The organism is Polynucleobacter sp. 80A-SIGWE (assembly GCF_018882295.1).
Lineage (GTDB): Bacteria > Pseudomonadota > Gammaproteobacteria > Burkholderiales > Burkholderiaceae > Polynucleobacter.
The window spans coordinates 179371-205794 of the sequence record NZ_JACVOR010000001.1 but is presented as its reverse complement, the minus strand read 5'-3'; the positions used below and the strand labels follow the sequence as shown (position 1 = coordinate 205794).

The window sequence follows — 26424 nt, the reverse complement described above, 5'->3', positions numbered from 1 at the left end:
GATGAATTGGACTGACATATTTATTCGTAGACCAGTGCTCTCACTGGTAGTGAGTGCGCTTGTCTTGGTGTTTGGTTTGAAGGCGGTTGGATCTTTGCCAGTCAATCAATATCCGCAAACCCAAAATGCGATTGTTACCATTACAACAGCCTACTATGGTGCTGATCCTGAGACGATTGCTGGATTTATTACGCAACCATTAGAGACGGCGATTGCTCAATCTCAAGGTATCGACTATTTGTCATCAATGAGCGTGAGCGGTCTTTCGACGATTACCGCTACTCTCAAACTGAATTACGATTCCAACGCAGCATTAACGCAAATTCAGACGCAGATTAGTTCGGTCAAGAATCAACTGCCACCCCAAGCCCAGCAACCGGTATTGACTGTGCAAATTGGGCAGTCGACTGCGGCGATGTACATGGGCTTTTATAGCGATGACATTCCGAACAATGCGATTACCGATTACTTATTGCGGGTAGTCAAACCAAAATTGGATGCCGTAGACGGCGTCCAAAATGCTGAAATCACTGGCGGCAGAAAATTTGCACTTCGCGCTTGGCTCGATCGCGAGAAGATGGCTGGCCTTGGCGTGGGTGCTGATGATGTCTATAGCGCGATGGCCGCCAATAACTACCTATCAGCGGTGGGTAGCACTAAAGGCGACATGGTTGCCGTGGACTTAGTGGCTGGTACAGATCTACACACGCTTGATGAGTTCCGAAAATTGGTTGTCAAAAAAGATGGCATCAATATTGTCTATTTAGATCAAGTGGCGACTGTGAGTATGGGCTCCGAGGACTACAACACGAATGTCGCATTTAGTGGCAAGCGCTCAGTATTTATTGCCATCAAGGTAGCGCCTCAGGCGAACTTGCTTGATGTAGCTGAACGTGTTCGTGCCGCAGTACCAGATATTCAGAAGCAGTTGCCAACAGGTATGTCGGGCAAAGTAGTTTATGACTCCACAAAGTTCATTACTACTTCGATTGATGAAGTAGTAGCTACCTTACTAGAAGCACTATTGATTGTGACGGTGGTGATTTACCTTTTCTTGGGAAGTGCGCGTGCAGTTGCAGTTCCTGTGATTGCGATGCCGCTCTCTTTGATTGGGACATTCTTCTTAATGCAAGTATTGGGTTACTCCATTAATTTGCTGACATTGTTAGCTTTAGTGCTTGCAATTGGTTTGGTAGTGGACGATGCCATCATCGTGGTTGAGAACGTTGACCGTCATATGAAAGAAGGCAAGTCCCCGCTAGAGGCCTCTTTAATCGCCGCGCGTGAATTAGGCGGTCCAATTTTGGCAATGACGATTGTATTGATCGCGGTCTATATCCCGATTGGCTTCCAGGGCGGTTTAACAGGCGCCCTCTTTACTGAGTTTGCCTTTACCTTGGCAAGTGCGGTGGCGGTATCGGGATTGATTGCGTTGACGCTCTCTCCGATGATGTGTTCCCGCATCTTTACTGAGGAGCAAGAAGCTTCCTCGTTTGTGCAAAAGATCGATCGCATTTTCGATAAGGTGCACCACAGTTATCAAACCACTTTACGTGAACTCTTGAGTACTTGGCAGGTCATCATTGTGATGGGTGTGATTTTATTGGGTGGAGTCGCTTACCTTTACGCTACTGCGCGTGCTGAATTAGCGCCAACAGAAGACCAGGGCATTGTGTTGATGCAGGCTTCAGGCCCACCCAACAGTACAGTTAATCAGATGCAGACCTACGCTGATCAGATTTATCAAATATCAGCAGCAGAGCCTGAGTATGAACAGATGTTCCAGATCACCAGTCCAACCAGTAGCTTTGGCGGTGTATTGCTCAAGGATTGGGATCAACGTAGTCGCAATGCCACGAAGTTCCAAGAAGATATGCAAAGCAAGTGGAATGCAATCGCAGGCGCTCGCGTAGCAGCCTTCCAGTTTCCGGCTTTGCCTGGCGCGCAGGGCTTGCCGGTTCAAGTGGTAATCAACACTACCGAGTCTTACGAGCAGCTCAACGAAGTATCTCAAGCGGTTCTGGATAAGGCTCGTCGTAGTGGCAATTTCTTCTTTGTGGACTCAGATTTGAAGATTGATAAGCCACAAGACGTTTTAGAAATTGATCGTGAAAAAGTTGCCGCACTAGGCATGACTCAACAGCAGGTTGGTAGCGCGCTATCCGCTGCTTTGGGTGGCGGTTACGTCAATTACTTCTCTGTAGCTGGCCGCTCCTATCGCGTCATTCCACAAGTAAAGCAAGTGGACCGCTTAAATCCAGATCAGATCTTGGATTACTACATCCGTACGCCTAGTGGGCAGATGATTCAGGCGCGCACTATTGCGACGATTAAGCAAAAAGTAGTTCCCCAATCTATTAATCACTTTCAGCAGCTCAACTCTGCAACGATCTCTGGTGTGAGTACACCATTTATTTCTCAAGCGGATTTGCTCGAGTTCATGCGTCAAACTTTGAAAGAAGTTGCGCCCAATGGTTACACCATGGATTACGCCGGCCCATCCCGCCAGTTCATGGCGGAGTCAGGCGGTTTCTTGGTGACGATGTTCTTTGCGATCTTGATCGTGTTCTTAGTCTTGGCTGCACAGTTTGAAAGCGTCCGCGATCCGATTGTGATTTTGGTTTCAGTGCCACTTGCCTTGTTTGGCGCACTTATCTTTATCAACCTTGGATTCACAACCTTGAACGTGTATACCCAGGTTGGACTTGTCACGCTGATGGGTTTAATCAGTAAGCACGGAATATTGATTGTGGAATTTGCCAATGAATTGCAAGAAGCTGGTCGCAGTAAGTTGGACGCTATCGTGGAAGCAAGTAGCGTGCGTTTGCGTCCGATTTTGATGACTACTGCAGCGATGGTATTGGGCGTGGTGCCTCTCGTCATTGCCTCTGGTGCTGGCGCAGCTGGCCGTCAATCGATGGGTATTGTGATCTTTACTGGTTTGTCGATCGGCACTCTATTTACGCTCTTTGTAGTGCCAGCGATGTACTTGTTTATTGGTGCAGACCACCATCAGAAGAAATTCAAGCAACAGTAATTGATTCTGCAAGTGGCTAAAGAAAAAGGGTGAGCTCAGTTCACCCTTTTCTATTGGAGCGCCTGACTTACTTCACAATATTCAGTTCTTTTTCTGCAACTATGCTGTACTGAGTTTCTGCTTCTATGCGCTGCATCCATGCTTCGACGTTCTGCAAAGAAAGGCGCGCCCCCGTTTGCTCTGGAAAAGTTTCATTTAAGAGAATCCATCTGCTTACACAGAGCGCCAGTGGAATATCTCCAATATTGAAAGAGTCTCCTGAGCAATAACGCTGATTAGTCAGCTGTTGATCAAGTAATGCGAGCAAAGCATTAGTGTCTTGATATGCCTTGTGAATGACCTCGTAGTTTCTTTCGTTTTCAGGTGTCCGAGTAAGTCCAAGAAAGGCAACGCGCAAACTTGGCCACATCGTACCTAGTTGCCAATCCATCCACTTCTCAGATTGGTACTGACTGGCAATGTCTTCTGGAAAGCGCTTCGACTTATCGTACTGACGAACCAGATATCGCAAAATGGTATTGGATTCCCAGAGCACAAGATCACCGTCTTGCAGAGTCGGGACTAGGCCATTGGGGTTGAGTGCTAGAAATTCAGGGGTGCGATTTTTCCCAAAATGAAGGCCAGCATCAATGCGCTCAAAATCTTTACCCTCTTCCAGCCCCAGCTCTGCAAGGCACCACAACACTTTTTGCACGTTGATGGAACTTTTTCTTCCCCATAAGCGAATCATGAGAATTCCTATTTTGTTATTTTTAAAGTGATGAATCTAAGCCCATAAATTTGCTGTGTGCAAATATGAGCGGGTGACTTTCTGGGGTGTGCTTTAGGTTAAGTACTTTAGCGACGATGATATTGTGATCGCCACCAGTATGAACAGAAACAGTTTCACACTCAAAGTATGCGCAGCATCCTTCAATTTGGGTAAGCCCGCTTTCTGCAAGCTTATGGGGGATGCTCACAAATTGATTTTCTTTTACGGTGGCAAAGTGCATTGCCATTGCTTCTTGTGAGCGCTCCAAGACATGAATTAGCTGTTTGTGACCGACTTCAAAATTGGGCATTAAGCGTGAATGCTTTTTAAGGCTCCACAAAATGAGTGGTGGCTCTAATGAAACAGTATTGAATGAGCTGATGGTGATGCCGTGAGCATTCTGGTCAGAATCTAAGCAGGTAATGACTGTGACCCCAGTTGCAAAGGAAGAAAAGCCTTTGCGGAGCTCTTGGGAGGTAAATGGGGTCATTTTGTTTGCTTATTTAGTTACTTACTTTGCTGCAGTCGCAGCGGGTGCATCGACGGGAATAGTCGTGCCTGGAATTGGAGTCAGGATTTCATTTTCTTCGGCTTTAACGCATTTAAAGCGATATTCCTTGCCGGCCTTAGAAAGGAAGCTTGCGCCCTGGTAGAAATCATTCTTACAGGTCGTATTGGCAAAGTCCATCACGTCTTGAGGTGCTGCGCTGGAGGTAATGAGGCGCATATTGCCCATGGACATGTTAATTTGACTCGATGAGCAGCCAATCAGCCCTAAGCCAGAAATCGTAGTTAATAGTAGAATTTTTTTCATGGAAACCTCCATAATCAGCAATGCTCGTTAGGATAAACCTATTACGTATTCGCTGTGGGGAATGCAGCGCTTTAAAAAGGAAGAGACATGTTTAACGCAATTTTGGTAAATAAAGATGATCAAGGTTATCGAGCTGAGCTTACTCAGGTCGATGAGGCTAGTTTGCCCGAGGGGGATGTCAGAGTTAAGGTGCTCTATTCCACGCTGAATTACAAAGATGGCTTAGCAATTACCGGCAAGGGTCCGGTGGTACGTAGCTTTCCTATGGTTCCTGGTATTGATTTCGCAGGGGAAGTATTAGAGAGCGCTAGCCCAGAATTTAAGGCTGGCGACATGGTGTTACTCAACGGTTGGGGCGTTGGTGAGGGCCACTGGGGTGGATTGGCTCAACAAGCGCGCGTGAAATCCGAATGGCTTATTCCCTTGCCAAAAGGATTTACTGCTAAGCAGGCTCTAGCCATTGGTACTGCTGGCTACACCGCAATGCTGTGTGTGATGGCTTTACAAAAGCATGGCCTTAAGCCTAGTGATGGCGAGGTCTTAGTGACTGGCGCCGCAGGTGGTGTTGGTAGCTTTGCTATTACTCTTTTGAGCAAGCTGGGCTTTACGGTTGTTGCCAGTACTGGTCGTATGTCTGAGGCTGATTACTTAAAGAAATTAGGCGCGAGTGAAGTGATTGATCGTGCCGCACTCTCAGCTCCTGGTAAGCCTTTAGCAAAAGAGCGTTGGGCAGCGGTAGTCGATAGCGTTGGTAGTCATACATTAGCTAATGCCTGTGCTCAAACCAAGAGTGATGGTGCAGTTGCCGCTTGTGGTCTTGCTCAAGGAATGGATTTTCCATCGACTGTTGCGCCATTCATTTTGCGTGGCGTCACTTTGTATGGCATCAATAGTGTGACAGTACCAAAAGCAAAACGCATTGCTGCTTATGAGCAATTGAGTAAATTGGTTGATCTCAAAACTCTAGAGGAGATCTCTCACGAAATTAGTTTGGAGGATTCTATTAAATATGCGGCAGAGCTGATGGCGGGCAATGTGCGTGGCCGCTTAATTGTGGATGTCAATAAATAAGTAATAAACAATGCTTACTGTGGTGCTTGAGGTTTGCGTATTTCCAGTTTTCCCCAGACCTCAAGCTTGTCAGAGTTAGAAAGTTCAGACCAGTCTGCAATCTCCGATAGCGTGCGATAGCAGCCACGGCAAAAACCATTTTCAGGGTTGATGTCGCACCAGTTGATACAAGGTGATGGAACTGTTGTCAAAGCAAACCTAGAATAGAAAAAAGATGAATACCAAAAACCAATCCAGCGATCTTAGTTCTATTCATTATCCCTTAGCTGATGCTTTGCCGGAAGTGGGTAGTTCAATGGAGGTCGCGCCTGGTGTTCGTTGGTTGCGGATGCGCCTGCCGTTTGCTTTAGACCATATCAACTTATGGCTGCTACGTGACGAGTTTGAAGGCGTTCAGGGCTGGACCATCGTGGATTGTGGGATTGCTAATGATGAGACAAAAGCAGCTTGGGATCAGATCTTTGCTACTCAGCTAGAGGGCTTGCCGGTGCTCAGGGTGATCGTAACCCACATGCATCCAGACCACGTGGGACTCTCTCAATGGCTTTGCGAAAAATGGAATGCGCCGCTCTGGATTTCTATGACGGATTATTTAACCGCGCAATGGCTGAGTCATAAAGAGGGTGGTGCTGCGGTTGGTGCACGCGCTGGCGGCGGCGGTTCTGCGGATCACTTTCAGAAACATGGATTGATTGCGCCAGAAGATTTAGAAAAAATTCGGGCGCGCTCAAATTACTACAGCAATATGGTTCCGGGCGTGCCGCGGCAATATCGTCGCATCATTGATGGTGAAATGATTTTGATTGGTGGACATGAGTGGCAAGTGATCATGGGATTTGGTCATGCGCCTGAACATGCTTCACTTTTCTGTAAAGATCTCAGCGTATTAATTTCTGGAGATATGTTGTTGCCGCGCATCTCCACTAATGTCAGTGTCTATGATGCTGATCCAGATGCAGATCCTTTGGGTTTATATCTGAGCTCTTTAGATCGATATCTACCGCTACCTGATGACGCACTAGTACTGCCATCGCATGGCAAGCCATTTACAGGAATGAAGCCGCGGATTGATCAGTTGAAAGCGCATCACGATGAGCGCTTGGCAGAAACTCTTGGAGCATGTGAAAAACCGGCAACTGCTCGTGAGATAGTGCCGGTTTTATTTAGGCGTGAATTAGATATTCACCAAATGACATTTGCTATGGGTGAGGCTATTGCTCATCTGAATTACCTACTTCGTCGAGGAAAGTTGAGTCGCCAGCTTTGCGACGACGGCGTGTTGCGGTTTTGCGTGGTTTAGAAGCCTTCGTTCCGGACTCTTCAGTAGATCCGCCGGTAGCGGCAGCAGCAGTTGCTGAAACAGCATCTCCGAAGGATTTGAGGGCCATCATGGTGGCATGCTGTACTTCTAAGCCCTGAATTGTTGACTTCAGGATGTTCAGATTGAGGTTGAGCCAGTTTTCAACGCTTTTCAGGTCCTTGATGCGCTTTTCTAGCTCATCGGTATCAAGCCCTGGAAATGCGGAGCCGAACCCCCCGGCAGCCTTAGAGGCGTCTGTAGTGAAGGGAAATTGCCCTGGCGTCGATCCGCCTGCTCCCTGACCCCACATGGTTTTCATCATTTCTAGGCTTTGATTGAATTCAGGGATAGTTCCAAACATAGGGCAGGCTCCGGGTCAGATAAAAGTGGCTTAATGCCAATACAATAAGAGATTCTAGAGATTAATCCCGGTTAAGCAATGCAATCTAATGGTTTATCCCAGCCTTACACCCGTGGTCAGGCACTTCCCGAGCTACTGAAGCAGCGCATTCTGATTTTGGATGGCGCTATGGGCACCATGATTCAACAATACAAACTTAATGAGGCGGATTACCGTGGATTACCGACTAGCAAGCGCTTTGAGGCTCATCCTGGTGATATCAAGGGTAACAACGAACTTCTAGTTCTCACCCAGCCACAAATCATCAGCAAGATTCATGAGCAGTATTTGGATGCGGGCGCAGACATTATTGAGACCAATACTTTTGGCGCCACTTCTGTTGCGCAAGAAGATTACAAAATGGCGGGCTTGGCACGTGAGATGAATGTCATCTCTGCTCAATTAGCGCGTGCTGCCTGTGAAAAATACTCTACGCCAGATAAGCCACGTTTTGCGGCGGGCGCAATTGGACCCACTCCAAAAACGGCCAGTATTTCTCCGGATGTAAATGATCCAGGCGCTCGCAATGTAACGTTTGATGCATTGCGTGCTTCTTATCGCGAACAGATTGAAGGCCTCTTTGAAGGCGGCGTTGATTTATTTTTAGTGGAAACTATTTTTGACACACTCAACGCCAAAGCTGCGTTGTTTGCTCTAGATGAATTCTTTGAAGAAACTGGTGAGCGTTTGCCAGTGATGATTTCGGGAACAGTGACTGATGCTTCTGGTCGTATCTTGTCTGGACAAACAGTTGAAGCGTTTTGGAATAGCTTGCGCCACATTAAGCCATTAACTTTTGGTTTGAACTGCGCCTTAGGTGCTGCGCTGATGCGTCCTTATATTGCTGAGCTTGCTCGCATTTGCGATGCCGCTGTATCTTGCTATCCCAATGCAGGCTTGCCTAATCCAATGAGTGACACTGGCTTTGATGAGACTCCAGAAATTACATCCAGCCTTGTTGATGGTTTTGCAAAAGATGGCTTAGTCAATCTCGTAGGTGGTTGCTGTGGAACGACGCCAGACCATATTCGTGCGATTGCTAATGCGGTTGCTAAGCGCAAGCCACGCGCCTTCTATCGCGAGAGCGCGGAGGTATCAGCATGAGTAAGACTACTAAGGCAATGCCGCCAATGAAGCTCTCAGGCTTAGAGCCTTTCAATGTCACGCCTGAAGTAGGTTTTGTAAACATTGGTGAGCGCACTAACGTTACAGGCTCCAAAGCATTTTCCCGCATGATTTTGAATAATCAATTTGATGAAGCCTTGGTAGTTGCAAGACAGCAAGTTGAAAATGGCGCTCAAGTCATTGACATCAATATGGATGAAGCGATGTTAGATTCTGAAGCAGCGATGACGCGCTTCTTGAATTTGATTGCTTCAGAACCTGACATTGCTCGTGTACCAATCATGATCGACTCCTCTAAATGGAGTGTGATTGAAGCGGGTCTGAAATGTATTCAAGGTAAGCCGATTGTTAACTCAATTTCTCTCAAAGAGGGTGAAGAGCCTTTCAGAAAACAAGCGCGTCTAATTCGTCGTTACGGCGCAGCTTCTGTAGTGATGGCTTTTGATGAAGTAGGTCAAGCAGACACTTTTAAACGCAAGACTGAAATTTGTCAGCGCTGCTATCAAATTCTGGTGAATGAGATTGGCTTCCCAGCAGAAGATATTATTTTTGACCCTAATATCTTTGCCATTGCGACTGGTATTGAAGAGCACGATAACTACGCAGTAGATTTCATTAATGCGACTCGCTGGATTAAAGAAAATCTGCCGGGCGCGAAAGTGAGTGGTGGCGTCTCCAACGTTAGCTTCTCTTTCCGCGGTAACGATCGCGTACGTGAAGCCATTCACACTGTGTTTCTGTATCACGCCATTCAAGCGGGTATGGACATGGGTATTGTCAATGCGGGGCAGCTTGGCGTTTATGCAGACCTAGATCCTGAATTGCGTGAGCGCGTTGAAGATGTGGTGCTCAATCGTTTTAAAGAAAAAGACGGCAAGACTCCAACTGAGCGTTTGCTAGATATTGCTGACCAATTTAAGGGCGGTGGCGCCAAGCAAGTAGAGAACTTGGTATGGCGTGAAGCCCCCGTGCGTGATCGTTTAACTCATGCTTTAGTGCATGGCATTACTACCTTTATTGAAGAAGATACTGAAGAGCTGCGTGCCCAAATTATGGGTGCAGGTGGCCGTCCAATTGAGGTCATTGAAGGCCCTTTAATGGATGGCATGAACGTTGTTGGTGACCTGTTTGGTGCTGGCAAGATGTTCTTGCCACAAGTGGTTAAGAGTGCGCGTGTCATGAAACAAGCGGTAGCGATTTTGATTCCCTACATTGAGGAAGAAAAGCGCCTGCATATTGCTTCTGGAGGCGAAGCCAAGGCCAAAGGCAAGATTGTGATGGCGACCGTTAAAGGTGACGTGCACGATATTGGTAAAAACATTGTGACAGTAGTGCTGCAATGTAATAACTTTGAAGTTGCCAATATGGGTGTGATGGTCCCTTGCGCAGAAATTCTGAAACGTGCCAAAGAAGAAAAAGCAGACATTGTTGGGTTATCTGGTTTGATCACTCCATCCTTAGAAGAGATGACTTACGTTGCTCAAGAGATGCAACGTGATGATTATTTCCGTGAACGTCAAATTCCGCTGATGATTGGTGGCGCTACAACTTCTCGTGTGCATACTGCCGTGAAGATTGCGCCACATTACGATGGCCCTGTGGTCTATGTGCCTGATGCGTCCCGCTCGGTATCCGTTGCATCAAGCTTGCTATCCGATGAAAGCGCTAAGAAATTTATTCAAGATCTGCGCGATGATTATGTCCGTATTCGTGAGCAGCATGCCAACAAGAAAGCATCGCCAACGATCTCTTTAGAAGCTGCACGCAAGAATCGCGAGCTGATTGATTGGGCTAGTTATGTGCCTGAGAAGCCGAAGTTTATTGGGCGCCGTGTTTTTAAGAATTTCGCTTTAAGTGATATTGCTAAATACATTGATTGGACGCCATTCTTCCAGACGTGGGATTTGGCTGGTAAGTTCCCAGCAATCTTGGATGATGAAGTTGTTGGCGTAGAGGCTCGCAAAGTATTTGAAGATGGCCAGGCTCTATTAGATAAATTAATCAAAGGTCAGTGGTTGCAGGCTGATGCGGTAGTGGCTTTCTATCCAGCAAACACGATAGGTGATGACATCGTCTTATACAGCGATGAATCGCGCGAGCACCCATTGTTTGTTTGGCACAACTTACGTCAGCAGTCTGAGCGCCCAGTAGTTGATGGGGTTCGTCGACCTAATCGTTGCTTGGCGGATTATGTAGCGCCAAAAGATTCTAAGGTGGCTGACTACCTCGGCTGCTTTGCTGTTACAACCGGTCACGGTGTTGAGAAAAAAGTTGCTGAGTTTCATGCAAAGCATGATGACTACAGCGCAATCATGTTGCAATCCTTGGCTGATCGTTTGGCAGAGGCGTTTGCAGAGTTGATGCACCATCGCGTTCGTACAGATCTTTGGGGTTACGCAACTGATGAGATTTTGACGAATGACCAAATGATCAATGAGGAATACCGCGGCATCCGCCCGGCGCCAGGTTATCCAGCTTGTCCTGCACATGAAGTGAAAAAAGATTTATTGCGCGTGATTGGTTCGGAAGACATTGGTATGACCTTGACTGAGTCGATGGCCATGAACCCGGCTTCTAGTGTCAGTGGTTTTTACTTGGCACACCCAGACGCGCGTTATTTCAATGTAGGCAAGTTGTCAGCAGACCAGATTGAAGATCTTGCTAAGCGCCGTAATGAGTCTGTTGAAGACATCCGTCGCCAGCTGGCTAGCTCGATCGACTAATAGCTTCCTAGATGTGGTGCTTTAAACGCCCCACATCACTGGCTCATCTTTGGCTTTGGACTGTTTCATGAGCTCTAAGAAGGGGTAGGCGCGCTGGCCCAGCCTATCGGCCAGCTTCGGTTTTTCAGTATTTTCTTGATCAGCCGCATTACTTTTAGCCCGCTCTTCCAGGTCTTTCAGAATGGCGGTTTCTAGGGCGGTGATGAGGGCTGGCAATTGCTCAACCGTCAAAATACCTCTCGGCTCTAATGGGCGGCCCAAAATTTCAAAGATTCGCTGGGTCAGATCAGCCAGCATGATGACGTCAGGACCCGCTTTGGAGCGAAATTGATAGATCATTTCGATAGCTTACCACCTGATAAACTCACTTATCTATGTTGTTAACTAATAAAAATCGTTTAATTGAAATGCTGAGCGCAGCCCTGCAGGGTTTAGCTCAGGAGCGTAGTTTGGGCGATGCCCCTGCACCTCGTTTAGAGCGCCCTAAGGCAGTAGACCATGGCGATGTCGCTTGCAATATTGCCCTCCAGCTCTCCAAAGCTTGGAAGCTAAATCCTAGGGAGTTGGCTCAAGCGTTGGTTGAGCGCCTTGAGCAGCAGCCCGGCTATGCTGACCTCATCGCCTCTTGCGAAATCGCGGGCCCTGGATTTATCAACTTTCGCCTGAGCAACGCCGCTAAAACTGCGGTGGTACAAGAGGTTCTCACGGCAGGATCCCAGTTTGGTCAGTTAGCTCCAGAAGCTGCCCCAGTCTCCAGTGCCATGATTGAGTTTGTGTCTGCTAATCCGACTGGACCACTACACGTTGGTCATGGCCGTCAGGCTGCACTCGGCGATGCCTTGGCAAACTTATTAGCAACGCAGGGCATTAAAGTGCACCGCGAGTTTTATTACAACGATGCTGGAGTCCAGATTGCGAACTTGGCACTCTCAGTGCAAGCTCGATTAAATGGACTTAAGCCAGGTGATGCCGCTTGGCCAGAGAGCGCTTATAACGGTGAATACATTGCAGAGATTGCAACCGCTTTTAAGGCTTCATCTGAATATAAAGATGATCTTGAGGCCATTCGTCAATTTGCCGTTGCGTATTTACGCAATGAACAAGATATCGATTTAAAAACATTTGGTGTGAAGTTTGATTGCTACTACCTAGAGTCTTCTTTGTATACCGATGGTAGTGTTGCAAAAATTGTCGAAGAGCTGCAAAGCATTGGTAAGACCTATGAGTCTGAGGGTGCACTTTGGCTCAAGACAACAGATGATGGTGATGATAAAGATCGCGTCATGCGAAAGTCTGATGGTAGCTTTACCTACTTTGTGCCTGATATTGCTTATCACACCAGTAAATGGAATCGTGGCTTTGAAAAAGTGATTAATGTCCAAGGCAGTGATCACCATGGCACGATCACCCGTGTGCGCTCAGGCTTACAGGGCGTGGCTCAGAAGCGTGGTTGGGAGATTCCAAAAACCTACCCTGAGTATGTATTGCATAAGATGGTGACAGTGATGCGCCATGGTGAAGAAGTCAAAATATCTAAACGTGCAGGCTCCTATGTGACTGTGCGTGACTTGGTTGAGTGGTCTGGTGGAGTTACGCCAGAGATGACTGCTGATGAGCGCGAGCTTGCACTGCAGCGTGGACGAGATGCCGTGCGTTTCTTCCTCATCTCTCGCAAAGCCGATACTGAATTTGTGTTTGATGTGGATTTAGCCTTACAGCAGAATGATGAGAACCCAGTTTTCTATGTGCAATACGCTCATGCTCGCATTTGCTCAATCTTGACTCAATGGGGCGGACAAGTTTCTGATCTGAAGGGCGCAGACCTTTCTTTGTTGCAAAGCAAAGCTTCGGATCATTTATTGCGCCGCTTAGCTGAATACCCAGAAATGCTCACTGATGCGGCTGCAGATTTGGCGCCACATGCTTTGGCTTTCTACTTGCGTGATTTAGCGGGAGACTTCCATACTTTCTATAACGCAGACCGCGTTTTGGTGGACGACCCTGCATTGAAATTAGCCCGTCTCGCCTTACTTTCGGCGACTCGTCAAGTGCTTGAAAATGGATTAAAAGTATTGGGTGTATCAGCACCCGCTAAGATGTAAGCTGTAGTACTTGCTAGCACTTAAGAAGTAAAAAGAAGGATGGGGACACGATGAAAAAAAACAATCAACACACCAGCTTCGCTCCAAAGACACAGTCTTCGAGCCCCGAGTATGGCGGCACTATTCTTGGTTTTATCTTAGGGCTTGGAGTTGGCCTAGGCGTTGCTTTTGTGATTGCCTTTTACCTCTCTAAAAATACGCCTCAAGAGCGCCCCGGAGTTAGAGCTCCCAATCTCCCATTAACTATTAAATCAGGACCAGCGCCTGCCGAAGGAGAGGCTGCTGCCCCAGCGGAAGCGCTCGACCTGAATAAGCCTTTGCAAGGTAAGGCTGCTGCACCTGCCGCTAGTGCGCCAGATCCCATTGCTGATTTGGCCAATGGCAAGAAGCCAGTAGATGTCGCTCCAGCCTCTACTGCAAAATCAGATGCTATTTATTTCTTACAAGTTGGTGCGTTTAATAAGCGTGCGGATGCAGATGCGCAAAAGGCTAGCTTGGCTATTCAGGGTATTCAGTCTCAATTGAGTGAAATTAGTAGCGAAGGCAACACGCTCTGGCGAGTGCGCGTTGGCCCATACAACAGTGTTGAAGAAAGTAATCCTGTGCGAGATAAGTTAAATGGCATGGGCATTAAACCAAGCGTTATTAAATCCAGCAAATCATGATTACATTATCTAAGTCTAAGAGAGCCCTTTTATCCGCAACCATTCTTGGTCTGGCCTTTTCTTTTTCAGGCCTTGCTACTGCGCAAAGTCCTAAGATCGAAGAGGGATTTGATTACCGCATTCTGCCTGTCCCTCAGCCCGTTGAATCTAAAGGCAAGGTCGAAGTCATCGAGTTCTTTTGGTATGGTTGCCCGCATTGCTATGACTTTGAGCCAGAGTTAAATGCTTGGCTCAAGCGCCAACCAAAGGATGTCACATTCCGTAAGGTGCCAGTTGCCTTCCGTGATGACTTCATGCCACACAGCCAATTGTTCTATGCCTTAGAGGCTATGGGCAAGGGTGAGGCGATGAATGACAAGGTGATGTACGCCATGCATAAAGAAAATAAGCGTCTCATGACAGAAAATGAGATTGCAGATTGGGTTGCTTCTCAGGGTATTGATCGCAATACTTTCTTGGCTACTTATCGTTCATTTGCGGTTGTTTCTAAAGCCCGTGCGGCAAGACAGATGGCTGATGCTTACCGCATTGATGGCGTGCCAACTATTGTGATGCAGGGTCGCTATGTGACCTCTCCATCGATTGCTGGAACCAAAGCTAAAGCGATTGCAGTGATGGATTACTTGGAGCAAAAAATCCGCAAGGACAAGTACAAGTAATTCAGAGTCTTAGATTTTGACGAAGCGTCGTACGATCCAAAAATAGAGTGGGTAAGGCAGGATTCTGAGGAACTTTAAGAATCCTGAAAACCGCTTAGGGAAGTGAATATCAAATTCTCCAGCTTGTAGTCCTGAGAGAATTTCTTTTGCAGCCTCCTCAGCAGTGATGAGTGCAGGCATTTCAAAATCATTCTGTGCAGTCGCTTCGGTTGCTACAAACCCTGGTGAAATCATGTGCACGCTCACACCCTGCGGTAGCAAGTCGTAGTACAGGGTTTCGCAGAAGTTAATAATTCCTGCTTTGCTAGGTCCATAGGCCAAGGCTTTTGGCAGCCCACTATATCCAGCAACGCTACCCACGATGGCAATATGGCCGGCATGCTCTTTGAGCATATTGGGTAAAACAATGCTGACTGCTCTCATAGGACCAAGTAGGTTGGCATCAATGGTTTTTTGCGCAATCTCAAACTCAAATTTATCGGCACGTAATGGGGTGTACACACCTGACACAAATAGCAATAGGTCTAAGCCACCCCAGGATCCGAGGATGGCCTGGTAGGTTGAAATGAGCTGTTCTTGATGAGTGACATCTAGCGGCAAGACTAAGGCCTGCCCCGGTTCTGCGGATTGTGCGATGGTATTGAGTTTCTCAGCGCGACGACTAGAAAGAGCAACTCTTGCGCCCGCCTTGATGAAGGCTTGTGTACAGGCTTCACCAATTCCACTGGAAGCGCCAATGATCCAAATACGTTGATTTACAAATGAATCAAATCCTTTTTGTTTCATGGGCGCAGGGCATCGTTCGAGTGAGCAACATCTGAGTGTTTGAGGGTGTATTGCACGACATCAATATTCTTTTCAGAGAATCCAGCGGCGCAATACATGAGATAGAAATTCCACAGTCGAATAAAAGCTTCATCAAATCCAAGGCGATAGATCTCTTCAATCTTATGATTAAAGCTATCGCGCCATAGACATAAGGTTTTGGCATAGTCAGCACCAAATGCAAACTCTGCCTCAACCTCTAAACCCGCATTAGCCGCAGCAGCCTTAAATTTAGAAGGTGAAGGCAACATACCGCCCGGGAAAACGTATTGCTGAATAAAGTCAGTGCTATGTCGGTAGCGATCAAACAAGTCTTCTGCGATGACGATAGTTTGTATGCAGGCTCGGCCACCCGCTTTCAGTCTCTTGGCAACTGTTTGGAAGTATTCACCCCAATGGTTCTCGCCAACCGCTTCAAACATTTCAATTGAGGCAATGCCATCAAATTGTTGCGCGCAGTCCCGGTAGTCCTGAAGGCGTACCTCGAATTTCTGTTGATTACCCACTTCTGCATTGACCTTTTGAAGTCTATTGTCTGCAAAGGCTTTTTGCTCTGTGGATAAAGTGAGACCTGTAACTTGATTGCCATTACGTAAGGCCTCTTCCATAAAGCCGCCCCAGCCACAGCCAATCTCTAGTAGCTGGTCGCCCGGTTTAGCGTGGATGGAGTCTAGTATGCGTTTGATCTTGGCGCGCTGCGCATCCATCAGGGATTGCTTGTCTCCCTCGGAGAACCAAGCGCTTGAATAGCTCATCGACGGATCTAGCCACAGGGTATAGAACGCATTGCCTAGGTCATAGTGCGCATGAATATTTTTACGACTTCCAGATTTGGAGTTATCTCTAAACCAGTGCCTCAGACGATACGCTATAGAACCTAACCAGCTTCCATAGATTGCTTTTTCTAAAATGGTGCGGTTACGAATAGCTAGCTCTAGAACAGACTTGAGGTCTGGCGTATTCCATTCACCTCGAATATAGCTCTCGGCAAAGCCAATATCGCCGTGAGATAAAACTTGCTTAAATACTGACCAGTCTAAAACTTGAATTTCTGCATGCAGTTGGTCCGAGCTATTTCCAAACTCTCTTACTTCTTTGTTTGGTAATGTAAGAACTAAATGCCCGCTACGCAATTGCGCCAGGAGACTGAATAAAGTCTGTGTACTTGCACGATATTGTTGTTGCTTAGACTCCCGCTTCTCCGGACGGGAGAATGTGAGTCGAGATAGTAGAGATTGACCGGGGCGATTCATCGAGTAATTTCAAGTTCTGGTGGTTTAGGTTTTGAATAAAAGGGTACACCTTTTAGCCACAATTTCAATGCCTGCCAGTGAATCCGGCCGATGACACCCAGGCTCATCAGCGGGTACCGCAAGAACGCAAGATAGAGGGCACTTTTACTCAGTGCCTGCGCAAGGCCGCTGATACTGGTATTGATCAATGGGGCGCCATCTTCATGGAGCTCAATTCGGCAAACGATATTCCGCTTTGAATGACTATCCTGAGGAAATAAGAAGCGGAAGTGATATTCCCCGCGAACATCGCAGAAAGGTGAAACATGGAAGACCTTCTTACTTACTAGAGTCTCCCCAGATTGCACAGCTTTTCCAGAGTCGTGATGAAGTAAGTAGCAGTGTCGTTCGCCAAAGGTGTTATTCACCTCTGCTAGCACTGCTTGAACCTGGCCATTGGCTTGGGTGCAGATCCAAAAACTGACAGGATTAAAGACATAGCCGAGTACGCGTGGGAAAGTTTGTAGCCAAATCTCGCCATCAATATTCTGGATGTTGTTTTCTTCAAGAATTGTTTCGATCCAAGAAAGACTATCCTGACTTCCTAGGCCATGGTCTTGGTCGAAGAATGAAAACAGTCCAAACCGATTGTCTCTAAGACCATGTTTGCTGAGTAATACTGGATCATTCCTGCGCGCTCGCATTGGAATAGATAAAGTAAATACACCATAGCCAAACGCGTTTTTAGCAGGACGAAAACGCCGATGCTTAACCGCTCCGAAATTAATCGTTGGCAAATTCATTTACTGAACATCTTTAATGGAGCTGGATTTAACGCGATGAGAGATGCTTTCCATTAGATCCATTGCAACCAATTCGCCTGATCGCAGACCGTCTTCATGAAAGCCAAAACCAGTCCATGCTCCGCAATACCAAACTGAAGAGTTGCCTTGAATCAAAGGTAACTGCTTTTGTGCCTGTACAGCACGCATATCAAAGACTGGATGCGAGTAATGAATTTCTTCGTGCACCAATTTTGGATCAGGGTCTGTCAATGGGTTCAAGCTCACAATAATCTGCGTGCTCTCGAATGCTTTAGGTAGAGGTTGTAAGCGGTTGATTAAATAATTAACGCTAACGTGTTGTTGTGCAGTTGGTGTTGCACCTGATTTTGCAGTGTAGTTCCAGGCTGCCCAGCAGCGCTCGCTAGTTGGCAAGAAATTGATATCAGTATGCAAAATCGCACGATTCTTTTGATAAGGAACCGAGGCCAAAATATTGCGAGCATCTTGGTCAATACCATGCACTAGCTCTAAAGTTTGATCGCTATGACAAGCCATGATTACTTCATCAAACCAGTGTGACCCAGATGCGGTAATGACTTCAACCTGAGAGTTTTTAGTTTGACTTGTATTAACTCGCGTTGCGGATTCGCGCACAAATTGGACTTGATGTTTCTCAAGGGCCGCCACTAAAAGCTTTACATACTCTCTTGAACCGCCTTTAACAGTAAGCCATTGCGGGCGATTCTGAATTTGCAAAAGGCCATGGTTATGGCAGAAACGCACCATAGTCTGAATTGGAAACTCTAGCATCTGCTCAACAGAGCATGACCAGATAGCGCCAATCATCGGCAGGAAATAATTTTCTCTGAAGCTGGTGCTAAAGCGGTTGCGATCTAAAAAATCTTTAATACGCTCATCAGGTTCTGAGTATTCGAGCTTAGAAGTGATTTGTTCTTCGGCGAGCCGAGTAGCAAGGCGATTAAAGCGCAAGATGTCATAAGCCATTCTCCAAAATGAAAGCGAGAACAAATTAGATCGTTGCCCAAAGAAAGAATTGAGATCGTTACCAGCCCATTCAATTTTTTTGCTGCGCCCAGTTTTTTCGCTGGCATCAATCGATACTGAGAAAGACATCTCCGATGGGGCAATCGGCACTTCAATTTCTTCAAATAGGCGAACTAAGCGAGGATAGGTTTTGCGATTGAATACTAAAAATCCAGTATCCACCCCATGAGTAGTTTTGCCTTGAGGTGTTTCAAGTGTGAGGTCTACAGTATTGCTGTGACCGCCAATGTGATTTCCACCTTCGAATATGGTGATATCTAAATCTGGGTGCTGCCTTAATGCATATGCGCATCCTAAGCCAGATATACCGGCACCAATGATGGCAACTTTTTTCTTACCCACTAAATTTTCTCTCCAAGAAGTTTTTCTATCTCGCCAGTAATGCTGCTGCTCGATGGTTTAGTCATGCTGCCATATGAGTCCACAACATTGCCGTTGCGATCAATGAGGTATTTATAAAAATTCCATTTAGGAGTTGTACCAGTTTTAGCAATCAGCATCTTAAATAATGGATTGGGATTGCTGCCACTGACTGAGCTCTTGGCAAACATGGGGAACTTCACGTCATAGGTATTTTTACAGAAGTCAGCAATCTCTTTGTTACTACCCGGCTCTTGTTGTCCAAAATCGTTGGATGGAAATCCTAGTACAACGAAGCCGCGATCTTTGTATTTGGCATACAGCTTCTCAAGGCCTTCATATTGACTGGTAAAGCCACAAAAACTAGCTGTATTAACAACCAAAACAACTTTTCCTTGATATTGGCAGAGGTTTTGAGGTGCCTCATCCTGCAATCTGGGGAAGGTATGGGACAGGAGGGGGCTGCAGCTGGCTGATGCTGGAGGAGCCGCCTTTGCGAATTGCATGGCCGGTAGCAGGAAAAATAGTGCCAGTAAGTAGCTCGGCATATTACGAATCATCTTGAACCTTTGGGTGGGGCTGGGATGTCCAAGTCTAAGACATTCTGGCAAATATCGTTGAGCCTAGCGCAATGCCATTAATATGACGCTATGAGCTCTTTACCTTTACCTTCTTTTGAGTCGAAAGTCTGCGCCCCAGCAGAGTTAGAGGCTCGTATTGCAGCGCTTCCAAGGCCCCTGGTATTTACGAATGGTGTCTTCGATATTTTGCATCGCGGGCATGCCAGTTACTTAGCTCAAGCGCGCGCTTTAGGAGCTAGTCTTGTGGTGGGGGTGAACTCAGATGCTTCGGTGAAGATGTTGGGGAAGGGTGATGACAGGCCTATCAATACTGAGGCTGACCGCCAGGCTTTATTGGCAGCGCTGGAGAGCGTGGATTTAGCGGTGATGTTTACAGAGCAGACCCCAGTGAATCTGATTTCTAAAATCCATCCGGATATCTACGTTAAGGGTGGAGATTATGAAATCGATACTCTTGAAGAAACTTGCTTGGTGAAAACTTGGGGCGGCAAAGCAGTCGCTATTCCATTTCTGTATGAGCGCTCTACGACAACCCTGTTAGGCAAGATCCGTACTAGCTAAAGATTTTGTAAGAGCCAAGCCCACAGCCCGCGCAGTACCAAACCTTCAATCGGTTCAACAGGAAGTGCTGCCAGTTCTGGAAACTGCTTAATTTCATTTGCCAAAATTTTGGCATTGCCACCATCAAGCCAAATTCGCTCGACAGGATGATTCATAGCCTTAGCTAAATAAGCCGCGCGCAGTATCGCTCCTATTTGTGCCGCATCACAACCACCAGTAATTGCTTCATCCGTTGTTGTGCCAAAGCTTGCTTGAGCTTCAGGATTGCTAGCGCGAACTGCTAGTGGAAGTTGCGCTGTATTTTGTTGAAGACTTTCTTGCATCAAACTAAGACCTGGCAAAATCCAGCCGCCGTAATGAACGCCGTTGCCACCTAATAAATCAATGGTGGTGGCTGTTCCCGCATTAATCACCAGCGTGTTCGTGTTTGAGAGTGCTCTTGCGCCAATGAGTGCTGCCCATCGATCTGCGCCCAGCTTGCCTGGATCTTGATAGAGTGTGCGCACACCATCGTAAGCACTATTACCTGTAAATTGCTTCCACTCAAGATCCTGCCATTGTGGAAAGAGGCTACGTAGATTTTCAATAGCAGCATTACCTGCTACACAGCAAAATGCAATCGCATCCGGCTTTGGCAATGTTTTAGAAATGTAGTCCGATAGTTCCGCGCGTAGTTCGGGTGATTGAAAAGACTTGGTGCTAATCGATCCTGAGTATGCCCATAGTTTTTTATTCCTGTCCGCAATATTCTGTATGGATTCAACGGCGGCCCATTTAAGGCGCGTGTTGCCAAGATCAAATACCAAATACAAACTCATGATTGAACTCGCAAAGAAACATCGCCCGCATGAATGGCAATCAATTTGTCATGCTGTTTTAGAAGGAGTGCGCCAGTGTCATCAACCCCGGAAGAAATTCCAACGATGGGATCCTTACCTGCGCCGGATATACAAACCGACTCGCTATTGAAGGCATCCCAGCGTTCCCAGGAATTTTTAAAGTAACTAAATCCATGCTGCTCAAATTGAGCCAAATACTTTTCAAATGACTCAATTAGTTTTAGCCAAATAAATTCCGTATCGGGAATTGGTGTTTGATGAGGGGTGAGTTGATCTAGTGCAGCAACTCCGAAAGAGGATTGACCCTCTAAGTCTTTTTCAATTAGTGCTGGGTTACGTAAGTTCAGACCTAGTCCGATTACCATCCAAGTGGGTGAATTTGGATTGCTCTGTCCACCTTCGATCAAGATGCCACCAAGTTTGGCATTGTTCAGTAGTAAATCGTTAGGCCACTTCAGTCGTAGACCTTGTTGATGAAGCGCATCCTCGCTAAGCCCCAGAGCTGTCGCAATGCCGGAAATAGCCGCCAAGCCGATAACTAGACTAAGCCCACTCAGTTCATTGGGGCGCTTCTGGAATGGGTAGGCCAAGGAAAAGCACAGAGTATCTTCAGGGTTGGAGAGCCAAACTCTTCCAGCTCGACCCTTGCCCGAGGTCTGCTCGTGGGCAATACGAGCAACGGGATCAATTAATTCCCCGGCACGCCAGCGGGCCAATAAATCATCATTAGTTGATTTGGTGGTGGCAACGCGCTCTAGGATGCAATTCGGACTCATTTTCCTATTGTAGAAAGATCTGACCTAGCTGACCTAGAATGATGGAATGCTTCACGAAGATCAGCGTCCCCGCAAGTTTGTTTGGCCTCTCCAAGCAATGCCTTTGGCCAGAGCCATTAGCTTGAGCTATGCGCTTTTAATCGTCTATGTCAGCCTAAATCCCTTTGATTTCAACTTTGACAACGGGATTGCTGCTTGGGCCTGGTTGGATGCTCCTTTACCCCGATTTATTACGCTGTTTGACGTTTCGGTCAATATTCTGGCCTACATCCCCCTGGGATTTTTGTTGGTCTTTGCCTGCTATCCACGTTGGCGTAATTTCGTTGCCCTGGGCATTGCCTTGAGCATTAGTGCGGTATTGGCTTTTAGCGTCGAGTCATTGCAAACTTGGTTGCCCACTCGCATCCCCAGTCAAATGGATTGGTGGGCCAATGTCTTGGGTGGGTTGATGGGCGGCCTATTGGCGATCCCCTTGGGACCCCAGTGGCTCTCTGGTAGCGCAGTACGTCGTCGTTTTGACCAGTGGTTTGGTTTGAACTGGGCCGCTTGCGCCTTATTTTTACTTTTTCCTTGGGCTCAGATCTACCCCCAGAGTTCGTGGTTGGGGACCGGGGTGTGGGGTCATGCGATTTTTGCCTCAGTCGACTGGGGAACAATGGTGGTGAATCATTTCGTCCAAGAATCCATCATTACGGCGGTTTGTTGGCTTGGCACCGGACTCCTGCTATCTCTAGGGATGCGCACAAAGGCACCTCAGTGGAAAATATTGAATAGCCTGCTTTGCTTCACCGTTTTGGTCAAAATTACCTTTACTGCATTGCAATTCGGGGCAGAATTTAGTTTCTCGTGGCTTACCGCGGGGGCTATTTGGGGGATGGTGTTGGGAACCCTCTTGCTGAGATGGACACTGCAATTATCTGTATCCAATAAAGCTTGGCTTGCAATCGCTTGTTTGGTCAGTGCCACCCTAGTTATTAATCTCTTGCCAGACAATCCTTATTTCATTTTGACCTTACGACACTGGTACCAAGGTCGGCTATTACACTTTAATGAATTAATGCAATGGGTTTCCGTAGTATGGTTGCCATTAGCTTTGCTTTGGGTGCTCCGAAATAGAGCCACCTTTAATTTAAAACCTTGATTGAGATTTTTTATGAGTTTTAAGCACCATGTTTTTTTCTGTCTAAACCAGCGTAGTAATGGCGAAGATTGCTGCGATCGCCATAATGCTTTTGCATTATTTGACTATGCAAAAAAACGCGTGAAAGAGTTGGGACTGGCTGGCCCTGGAAACATTCGCATTAATAAGGCGGGATGTTTAGACCGTTGTGCTGATGGCCCTGTTGCAGTGATTTATCCAGAGGGTATTTGGTATACCTTTGTGGATATTGAAGACATTGAAGAAATTATCCAGTCACATTTAATACAAGGACGTCCAGTAGAGCGTCTGCAGTTAGCTTAAAAAGATTTGAGAAAGTTTGCCTCATGAATAGCCGCACAAAAATAATTCATATTGATGGTGTTGTTGGCCAAATCGAAATGTCGATTGATCTTCCGGATGAATTAAAAAACAACCCTAATTTTGCAGTGAGAGGTTTGGCCTTGGTTGCACATCCACATCCGCTAATGGGCGGAACAATGGACAACAAGGTTGCTCAAACGATGGCTCGCGCTTTTAATCAATTGGGTTACGTCAGCGTGCGCCCTAATTTCCGCGGAGTGGGTGCTACAGCTGGTGTGCATGATGATGGCGTTGGCGAGATGGAAGATTTGCTACATGTCACTGATTGGATGCGTACACCTTCAAGCTGGAATCAATTTGAGGCCACATCACAACAAGCCTGGGTGCAGACTTCAAATACCTTGCCTTTGGTAGTTTCTGGATTTTCATTTGGAAGCTTTGTCGGAACGCATTTAGTGCAGCGCTTAGCGGAGCTAGGTCGTCCAGCTGAGAGGTTTGTCATGGTGGGTAGTGCAGCAGGTAAGTGGGTCCTAGCCCCCGTGCCAGCTGATACGATTTTGATTCATGGCGAAGTGGATGAAACTATTCCTCTCATTGATGTTTTGGATTGGGCGCGTCCTCAAGAATTAACAGTGCAAGTGGTGCCAGGAGCAGATCACTTTTTCCATCGCCGTTTACATTGCATTCGTAACATCATCACAGGCGCTTGGTTGGGTATGCCCGACCACCGTAATCAATAAAGAAAATTCAGAAAGAGAAAAAGACATGACTGAAGATAGAAAATCCCTCATTGAATATCCATCAGAATTTCCAATTAAGGTGATGGGTAAGACCAATCCAGAATACCTGCCTGCAATCTTGCACATTGCTCGTCAATTTGACCCTACGCTTGATGAGAGCAAGGTTGAGCAACGACCTTCTAAGGATGGAAATTATCTCGGCATTACTTTGCCAATTACTGCAACCAGCCGTGAGCAGTTAGATGAGTTGTACCGCACTCTATCGACACATCCTTTGGTAAGCGTTGTTCTCTAAATTATTTGCATGAGTTTTTTAGTAAAACATTTGGGGGTAGCTGACTACGAGTCAACTTATCAAGCGATGCGGGATTTCACGCAGCAGCGAGATAGCGACACTCCAGATCAAATTTGGATTCTTGAGCATCCTCCAGTATTCACATTGGGTTTAGCGGGGGATGCGGGTAACTTGCATTCCCCTAGTAATCAAATTCCCTTAGTACAGGTGGATCGCGGTGGTGAGATCACTTATCACGGGCCCGGGCAAATCGTGGTGTACCTACTGCTCGATCTGAGACGTTTGGGGATTTTTGTAAAAGAGCTGGTCTCCCGAATCGAGCAGGCTTTGATTGATACGCTTGCCGACTTTGGAATTCAGGCGGAAAGACATGCTGGTGCGCCTGGTATTTATGTTGCTCGGGAGAGTGCAATGCAATTGGAGTATCAGGGCGCTAAGATTGCCGCTTTGGGCCTCAAGGTCTCTAAGGGGTGCTCCTATCATGGGCTGGCTTTGAACGTATGGACTGATTTGACAGCTTTTGCCCGTATTCACCCATGTGGGTATGAGGGCTTAAGGACGGTTGATATGCAAACCCTTGGGATCAAGGACAATATAGACATTATTAGCCAAACCCTTTTAGGGCATTTGCAAAAGCAACTGAGTTCATCATGACTACCAATAAGCCGGATCTCGATACCACCGCCACTGGCAATAGTCGCCAGGACCTTAATTACGATGCTTCACGTAAGCAAAAGTCGAGCGAAAAAACTGCGCGCATTCCAATCAAGATTGTTCCTTTGGAGCAAGTGCTCAAAAAGCCAGATTGGATTCGGGTTAAAGCTGCTTCTGGAAATTCTCGCTTTAATGAGATCAAAAAAATCTTGCGTGAGAATGAGTTGGTCACAGTTTGTGAAGAAGCAAGTTGCCCCAATATTGGTGAATGTTTCGGCAAGGGCACTGCCACCTTCATGATCATGGGTGACAAATGTACGCGTCGCTGCCCATTTTGTGATGTGGGTCACGGTAGACCAGATCCACTAGATACAAAAGAGCCTGGTAATTTAGCGCGTACGATCGCTGCTCTCAAATTAAATTACGTTGTGATTACTAGCGTAGATCGCGATGATTTACGTGATGGCGGTGCTATGCATTATGTAGATTGCATATCTCAGTCACGAGACCTCTCCCCAAACACTCGGATTGAAGTCTTGGTTCCAGATTTTCGGGGTCGCTTAGATAAGGCTTTGGATATTTTTTCAGAGCATGCGCCGCAAGGTTTGCCTAACGTGATGAATCACAATTTAGAAACAGTTCCACGCTTATACAAAGAGGCGCGTCCCGGTGCTGACTACGCACACTCTTTAAAGTTACTGAAAGATTTCAAAGAGCGCTTCCCGCACATTCCAACCAAGAGCGGTTTGATGGTTGGTTTGGGAGAAACTGACGAAGAAATTTTAGAAGTCATGCGTGACATGCGTGAACACAATATTGATATGCTGACTATTGGTCAGTATCTAGCCCCTTCAGGACACCACCTGCCAGTTCGTCGTTATGTACATCCTGACGTCTTCAAGCGTTTTGAGGAAGAGGCTTATGCAATGGGCTTCTCACATGCTGCTGTGGGTGCGATGGTGCGCTCTAGCTACCATGCTGATCAACAAGCGCATGGGGCTGGCATTGTCTAAACTGATTCTTAAAAAGTTTGGTGTAGTTTTAGTATTTGCATTTCTACTTGCCGCTTGCAGCCCCAAATTAGATTGGCGCACTGTGCAGTCTCCACAAGAAGGCTATAGCGCTTTGTTTCCAGGTAAGCCTGAAAAGATTGAACGAAAACTCCCGTATCAAAATCAAGAAATTCCACAAACCTTAGAGGCAGTAAAAATTGAGGATGATATTTATTCGGTGAGCACGATTCAATTAGTGAAAGATCAAGTCGCGCTTGCGCCTAAATTATTGGAGCAATTGCAAGGCAATCTATTGAACCGTGCAAATGTTAATTTAGAAAGCGCTGTTACTACAGATGCTTTTTATCAAGCGGCTAATCGTCAGCGTCTTCCCACTAAAGATTATTTTTTGGAATTCAAATCCACTGGTGCAGTCGAGCAGTCAATGCGTGTACGTTGGGTCACCAGGATTACGCCAGATAACGGGGCTTGGATTTATCAGATCTCAGTTTTGCATACTGCGCCAGCACGGGTGCCTGCAAAACAATTTTTTTCTGAAGAGGCTTACTCTAATTTCTTTGATGAGTTTCATCCAGAATAGTCTCTAGAT

The 26424-nt window shown here is 46.7% G+C and carries 29 protein-coding genes; 16 read left to right on the top strand and 13 right to left on the bottom strand.

The window, feature by feature from the left end; all coding sequences use genetic code 11:
- The first annotated feature begins 1 nt into the window (after position 1).
- Entirely contained in the window at positions 2-3037 is a 3036-nt protein-coding gene (locus ICN25_RS01060) for an efflux RND transporter permease subunit (protein WP_216178648.1), read from the top strand.
- A 67-nt stretch (positions 3038-3104) separates the two neighbouring features.
- On the opposite strand, the gene ICN25_RS01055 is transcribed toward ICN25_RS01060, so the two are convergent.
- Genes ICN25_RS01055 through ICN25_RS01045 form a run of 3 tightly spaced genes read right to left on the bottom strand, consistent with a single transcriptional unit; the run spans position 3105 to position 4602 of the window.
- A complete protein-coding gene (locus tag ICN25_RS01055) occupies positions 3105-3767 on the bottom strand; it encodes a glutathione S-transferase family protein (RefSeq protein ID WP_216178647.1) in 663 nt (220 codons plus the stop codon).
- Between the two features lie 22 nt (positions 3768-3789).
- Positions 3790-4278 (bottom strand): flavin reductase family protein, encoded by a 489-nt coding sequence (locus ICN25_RS01050; protein ID WP_216178646.1) that lies wholly within the window; start codon positions 4276-4278, stop codon positions 3790-3792.
- A gap of 21 nt (positions 4279-4299) precedes the next feature.
- Entirely contained in the window at positions 4300-4602 is a 303-nt protein-coding gene (locus ICN25_RS01045) for a hypothetical protein (RefSeq protein WP_216178645.1), read from the bottom strand.
- 87 nt (positions 4603-4689) lie between these two features.
- Between ICN25_RS01045 and ICN25_RS01040 the strand changes: the two genes are divergently transcribed.
- Entirely contained in the window at positions 4690-5673 is a 984-nt protein-coding gene (locus tag ICN25_RS01040) for an MDR family oxidoreductase (RefSeq protein WP_216178644.1), read from the top strand.
- Between the two features lie 14 nt (positions 5674-5687).
- On the opposite strand, the gene ICN25_RS01035 is transcribed toward ICN25_RS01040, so the two are convergent.
- Positions 5688-5864 (bottom strand): DUF1289 domain-containing protein, encoded by a 177-nt coding sequence (locus ICN25_RS01035; RefSeq protein WP_216178643.1) that lies wholly within the window; start codon positions 5862-5864, stop codon positions 5688-5690.
- A 23-nt stretch (positions 5865-5887) separates the two neighbouring features.
- Here ICN25_RS01035 and ICN25_RS01030 point away from each other — a divergent pair, with 23 nt between their 5' ends.
- Positions 5888-6973, top strand: coding sequence for an MBL fold metallo-hydrolase (locus tag ICN25_RS01030; protein WP_216178642.1), 1086 nt, complete (start codon positions 5888-5890; stop codon positions 6971-6973).
- Here ICN25_RS01030 and ICN25_RS01025 read toward each other — a convergent pair.
- Positions 6885-7334 carry a PhaM family polyhydroxyalkanoate granule multifunctional regulatory protein gene (locus tag ICN25_RS01025; protein ID WP_216178641.1) on the bottom strand — a complete coding sequence of 150 codons (450 nt, stop codon included), beginning with the start codon at positions 7332-7334 and terminating at the stop codon, positions 6885-6887. The two genes, ICN25_RS01030 and ICN25_RS01025, sit on opposite strands and share 89 nt — an antisense overlap.
- Before the next feature lie 78 nt (positions 7335-7412).
- Here ICN25_RS01025 and ICN25_RS01020 point away from each other — a divergent pair, with 78 nt between their 5' ends.
- Both ICN25_RS01020 and metH read left to right on the top strand, forming a co-directional pair.
- Positions 7413-8477 carry a homocysteine S-methyltransferase family protein gene (locus ICN25_RS01020; protein WP_216178640.1) on the top strand — a complete coding sequence of 355 codons (1065 nt, stop codon included), beginning with the start codon at positions 7413-7415 and terminating at the stop codon, positions 8475-8477.
- Complete coding sequence (gene metH, locus ICN25_RS01015) at positions 8474-11221, top strand: methionine synthase (protein WP_216178639.1); 2748 nt, start codon at positions 8474-8476, stop codon at positions 11219-11221. Before ICN25_RS01020 ends, metH begins: the two co-directional genes overlap by 4 nt.
- Before the next feature lie 21 nt (positions 11222-11242).
- Here metH and ICN25_RS01010 read toward each other — a convergent pair whose 3' ends face one another.
- On the bottom strand, positions 11243-11560 hold the full coding sequence (locus tag ICN25_RS01010) for a DUF1840 domain-containing protein (protein WP_216178638.1): 318 nt from the start codon (positions 11558-11560) through the stop codon (positions 11243-11245).
- 35 nt (positions 11561-11595) lie between these two features.
- Between ICN25_RS01010 and argS the strand changes: the two genes are divergently transcribed.
- Genes argS through ICN25_RS00995 form a run of 3 tightly spaced genes read left to right on the top strand, consistent with a single transcriptional unit; the run spans position 11596 to position 14647 of the window.
- On the top strand, positions 11596-13323 hold the full coding sequence (gene argS, locus ICN25_RS01005; RefSeq protein ID WP_216178637.1) for an arginine--tRNA ligase: 1728 nt from the start codon (positions 11596-11598) through the stop codon (positions 13321-13323).
- 50 nt (positions 13324-13373) lie between these two features.
- A complete protein-coding gene (locus ICN25_RS01000; protein ID WP_216178636.1) occupies positions 13374-13988 on the top strand; it encodes an SPOR domain-containing protein in 615 nt (204 codons plus the stop codon).
- Positions 13985-14647 (top strand): thiol:disulfide interchange protein DsbA/DsbL, encoded by a 663-nt coding sequence (locus ICN25_RS00995; RefSeq protein ID WP_216178635.1) that lies wholly within the window; start codon positions 13985-13987, stop codon positions 14645-14647. Before ICN25_RS01000 ends, ICN25_RS00995 begins: the two co-directional genes overlap by 4 nt.
- Before the next feature lie 9 nt (positions 14648-14656).
- Here the strand turns inward: ICN25_RS00995 and ICN25_RS00990 are convergent, their stop codons facing one another.
- The 5 genes from ICN25_RS00990 to ICN25_RS00970 are packed head-to-tail and all read right to left on the bottom strand — an operon-like array spanning position 14657 to position 19474.
- Positions 14657-15433, bottom strand: coding sequence for an SDR family oxidoreductase (locus ICN25_RS00990; RefSeq protein ID WP_216178634.1), 777 nt, complete (start codon positions 15431-15433; stop codon positions 14657-14659).
- Positions 15430-16725: a cyclopropane-fatty-acyl-phospholipid synthase family protein gene (locus tag ICN25_RS00985; RefSeq protein ID WP_216178633.1), complete on the bottom strand. Its 1296-nt coding sequence runs from the start codon at positions 16723-16725 to the stop codon at positions 15430-15432. Before ICN25_RS00985 ends, ICN25_RS00990 begins: the two co-directional genes overlap by 4 nt.
- Positions 16722-17507, bottom strand: coding sequence for a DUF1365 domain-containing protein (locus tag ICN25_RS00980; RefSeq protein WP_216178632.1), 786 nt, complete (start codon positions 17505-17507; stop codon positions 16722-16724). Before ICN25_RS00980 ends, ICN25_RS00985 begins: the two co-directional genes overlap by 4 nt.
- Positions 17508-18896 carry an FAD-dependent oxidoreductase gene (locus tag ICN25_RS00975; RefSeq protein WP_216178631.1) on the bottom strand — a complete coding sequence of 463 codons (1389 nt, stop codon included), beginning with the start codon at positions 18894-18896 and terminating at the stop codon, positions 17508-17510.
- Positions 18896-19474: a glutathione peroxidase gene (locus tag ICN25_RS00970; RefSeq protein ID WP_216178630.1), complete on the bottom strand. Its 579-nt coding sequence runs from the start codon at positions 19472-19474 to the stop codon at positions 18896-18898. The genes ICN25_RS00975 and ICN25_RS00970 overlap by 1 nt, the downstream gene beginning before the upstream one ends.
- 90 nt (positions 19475-19564) lie before the next feature.
- Between ICN25_RS00970 and rfaE2 the strand changes: the two genes are divergently transcribed.
- Positions 19565-20056: a D-glycero-beta-D-manno-heptose 1-phosphate adenylyltransferase gene (rfaE2, locus tag ICN25_RS00965; protein WP_216178629.1), complete on the top strand. Its 492-nt coding sequence runs from the start codon at positions 19565-19567 to the stop codon at positions 20054-20056.
- On the opposite strand, the gene ICN25_RS00960 is transcribed toward rfaE2, so the two are convergent.
- Both ICN25_RS00960 and ICN25_RS00955 read right to left on the bottom strand, forming a co-directional pair.
- Complete coding sequence (locus ICN25_RS00960) at positions 20053-20874, bottom strand: type III pantothenate kinase (protein WP_216178628.1); 822 nt, start codon at positions 20872-20874, stop codon at positions 20053-20055. The two genes, rfaE2 and ICN25_RS00960, sit on opposite strands and share 4 nt — an antisense overlap.
- On the bottom strand, positions 20871-21671 hold the full coding sequence (locus ICN25_RS00955; protein ID WP_216178627.1) for a biotin--[acetyl-CoA-carboxylase] ligase: 801 nt from the start codon (positions 21669-21671) through the stop codon (positions 20871-20873). Before ICN25_RS00955 ends, ICN25_RS00960 begins: the two co-directional genes overlap by 4 nt.
- A 46-nt stretch (positions 21672-21717) precedes the next feature.
- Between ICN25_RS00955 and ICN25_RS00950 the strand changes: the two genes are divergently transcribed.
- Genes ICN25_RS00950 through ICN25_RS00920 form a run of 7 tightly spaced genes read left to right on the top strand, consistent with a single transcriptional unit; the run spans position 21718 to position 26415 of the window.
- Positions 21718-22812 carry a VanZ family protein gene (locus ICN25_RS00950; protein WP_216178626.1) on the top strand — a complete coding sequence of 365 codons (1095 nt, stop codon included), beginning with the start codon at positions 21718-21720 and terminating at the stop codon, positions 22810-22812.
- Positions 22813-22824: 12 nt separating this feature from the next.
- Entirely contained in the window at positions 22825-23133 is a 309-nt protein-coding gene (locus tag ICN25_RS00945; RefSeq protein WP_216178625.1) for a ferredoxin, read from the top strand.
- Between the two features lie 23 nt (positions 23134-23156).
- Positions 23157-23873 (top strand): alpha/beta hydrolase, encoded by a 717-nt coding sequence (locus ICN25_RS00940; protein ID WP_216178624.1) that lies wholly within the window; start codon positions 23157-23159, stop codon positions 23871-23873.
- A 25-nt stretch (positions 23874-23898) separates the two neighbouring features.
- Positions 23899-24168: a YbeD family protein gene (locus tag ICN25_RS00935; RefSeq protein ID WP_114654086.1), complete on the top strand. Its 270-nt coding sequence runs from the start codon at positions 23899-23901 to the stop codon at positions 24166-24168.
- Between the two features lie 9 nt (positions 24169-24177).
- Positions 24178-24822, top strand: a complete 645-nt coding sequence (gene lipB / locus ICN25_RS00930; protein ID WP_216178623.1) for a lipoyl(octanoyl) transferase LipB — start codon at positions 24178-24180, stop codon at positions 24820-24822.
- On the top strand, positions 24819-25835 hold the full coding sequence (lipA, locus tag ICN25_RS00925; RefSeq protein ID WP_216178622.1) for a lipoyl synthase: 1017 nt from the start codon (positions 24819-24821) through the stop codon (positions 25833-25835). Before lipB ends, lipA begins: the two co-directional genes overlap by 4 nt.
- Complete coding sequence (locus ICN25_RS00920; protein ID WP_255536623.1) at positions 25828-26415, top strand: hypothetical protein; 588 nt, start codon at positions 25828-25830, stop codon at positions 26413-26415. Before lipA ends, ICN25_RS00920 begins: the two co-directional genes overlap by 8 nt.
- Positions 26416-26424 lie beyond the last annotated feature (9 nt).

Coding starts and splice junctions, on each gene's coding strand:
- ICN25_RS01030 (WP_216178642.1), top strand. CDS start 5,888: ATGAATACCAAAAACCAATCCAGCGATCTTAGTTCTATTCATTATCCC.
- ICN25_RS00960 (WP_216178628.1), bottom strand. CDS start 20,874: ATGAGTTTGTATTTGGTATTTGATCTTGGCAACACGCGCCTTAAATGG.
- ICN25_RS01045 (WP_216178645.1), bottom strand. CDS start 4,602: ATGAAAAAAATTCTACTATTAACTACGATTTCTGGCTTAGGGCTGATT.
- ICN25_RS00985 (WP_216178633.1), bottom strand. CDS start 16,725: ATGAATCGCCCCGGTCAATCTCTACTATCTCGACTCACATTCTCCCGT.
- ICN25_RS01025 (WP_216178641.1), bottom strand. CDS start 7,334: ATGTTTGGAACTATCCCTGAATTCAATCAAAGCCTAGAAATGATGAAA.
- ICN25_RS01020 (WP_216178640.1), top strand. CDS start 7,413: ATGCAATCTAATGGTTTATCCCAGCCTTACACCCGTGGTCAGGCACTT.
- argS (WP_216178637.1), top strand. CDS start 11,596: ATGTTGTTAACTAATAAAAATCGTTTAATTGAAATGCTGAGCGCAGCC.
- ICN25_RS00970 (WP_216178630.1), bottom strand. CDS start 19,474: ATGATTCGTAATATGCCGAGCTACTTACTGGCACTATTTTTCCTGCTA.
- ICN25_RS00995 (WP_216178635.1), top strand. CDS start 13,985: ATGATTACATTATCTAAGTCTAAGAGAGCCCTTTTATCCGCAACCATT.
- ICN25_RS01055 (WP_216178647.1), bottom strand. CDS start 3,767: ATGATTCGCTTATGGGGAAGAAAAAGTTCCATCAACGTGCAAAAAGTG.
- rfaE2 (WP_216178629.1), top strand. CDS start 19,565: ATGAGCTCTTTACCTTTACCTTCTTTTGAGTCGAAAGTCTGCGCCCCA.
- ICN25_RS00935 (WP_114654086.1), top strand. CDS start 23,899: ATGACTGAAGATAGAAAATCCCTCATTGAATATCCATCAGAATTTCCA.
- ICN25_RS01060 (WP_216178648.1), top strand. CDS start 2: ATGAATTGGACTGACATATTTATTCGTAGACCAGTGCTCTCACTGGTA.
- metH (WP_216178639.1), top strand. CDS start 8,474: ATGAGTAAGACTACTAAGGCAATGCCGCCAATGAAGCTCTCAGGCTTA.
- ICN25_RS00955 (WP_216178627.1), bottom strand. CDS start 21,671: ATGAGTCCGAATTGCATCCTAGAGCGCGTTGCCACCACCAAATCAACT.
- ICN25_RS00980 (WP_216178632.1), bottom strand. CDS start 17,507: ATGAATTTGCCAACGATTAATTTCGGAGCGGTTAAGCATCGGCGTTTT.
- ICN25_RS00990 (WP_216178634.1), bottom strand. CDS start 15,433: ATGAAACAAAAAGGATTTGATTCATTTGTAAATCAACGTATTTGGATC.
- ICN25_RS01040 (WP_216178644.1), top strand. CDS start 4,690: ATGTTTAACGCAATTTTGGTAAATAAAGATGATCAAGGTTATCGAGCT.
- ICN25_RS00950 (WP_216178626.1), top strand. CDS start 21,718: ATGCTTCACGAAGATCAGCGTCCCCGCAAGTTTGTTTGGCCTCTCCAA.
- ICN25_RS00945 (WP_216178625.1), top strand. CDS start 22,825: ATGAGTTTTAAGCACCATGTTTTTTTCTGTCTAAACCAGCGTAGTAAT.
- lipB (WP_216178623.1), top strand. CDS start 24,178: ATGAGTTTTTTAGTAAAACATTTGGGGGTAGCTGACTACGAGTCAACT.
- lipA (WP_216178622.1), top strand. CDS start 24,819: ATGACTACCAATAAGCCGGATCTCGATACCACCGCCACTGGCAATAGT.
- ICN25_RS01010 (WP_216178638.1), bottom strand. CDS start 11,560: ATGATCTATCAATTTCGCTCCAAAGCGGGTCCTGACGTCATCATGCTG.
- ICN25_RS00940 (WP_216178624.1), top strand. CDS start 23,157: ATGAATAGCCGCACAAAAATAATTCATATTGATGGTGTTGTTGGCCAA.
- ICN25_RS01000 (WP_216178636.1), top strand. CDS start 13,374: ATGAAAAAAAACAATCAACACACCAGCTTCGCTCCAAAGACACAGTCT.
- ICN25_RS01050 (WP_216178646.1), bottom strand. CDS start 4,278: ATGACCCCATTTACCTCCCAAGAGCTCCGCAAAGGCTTTTCTTCCTTT.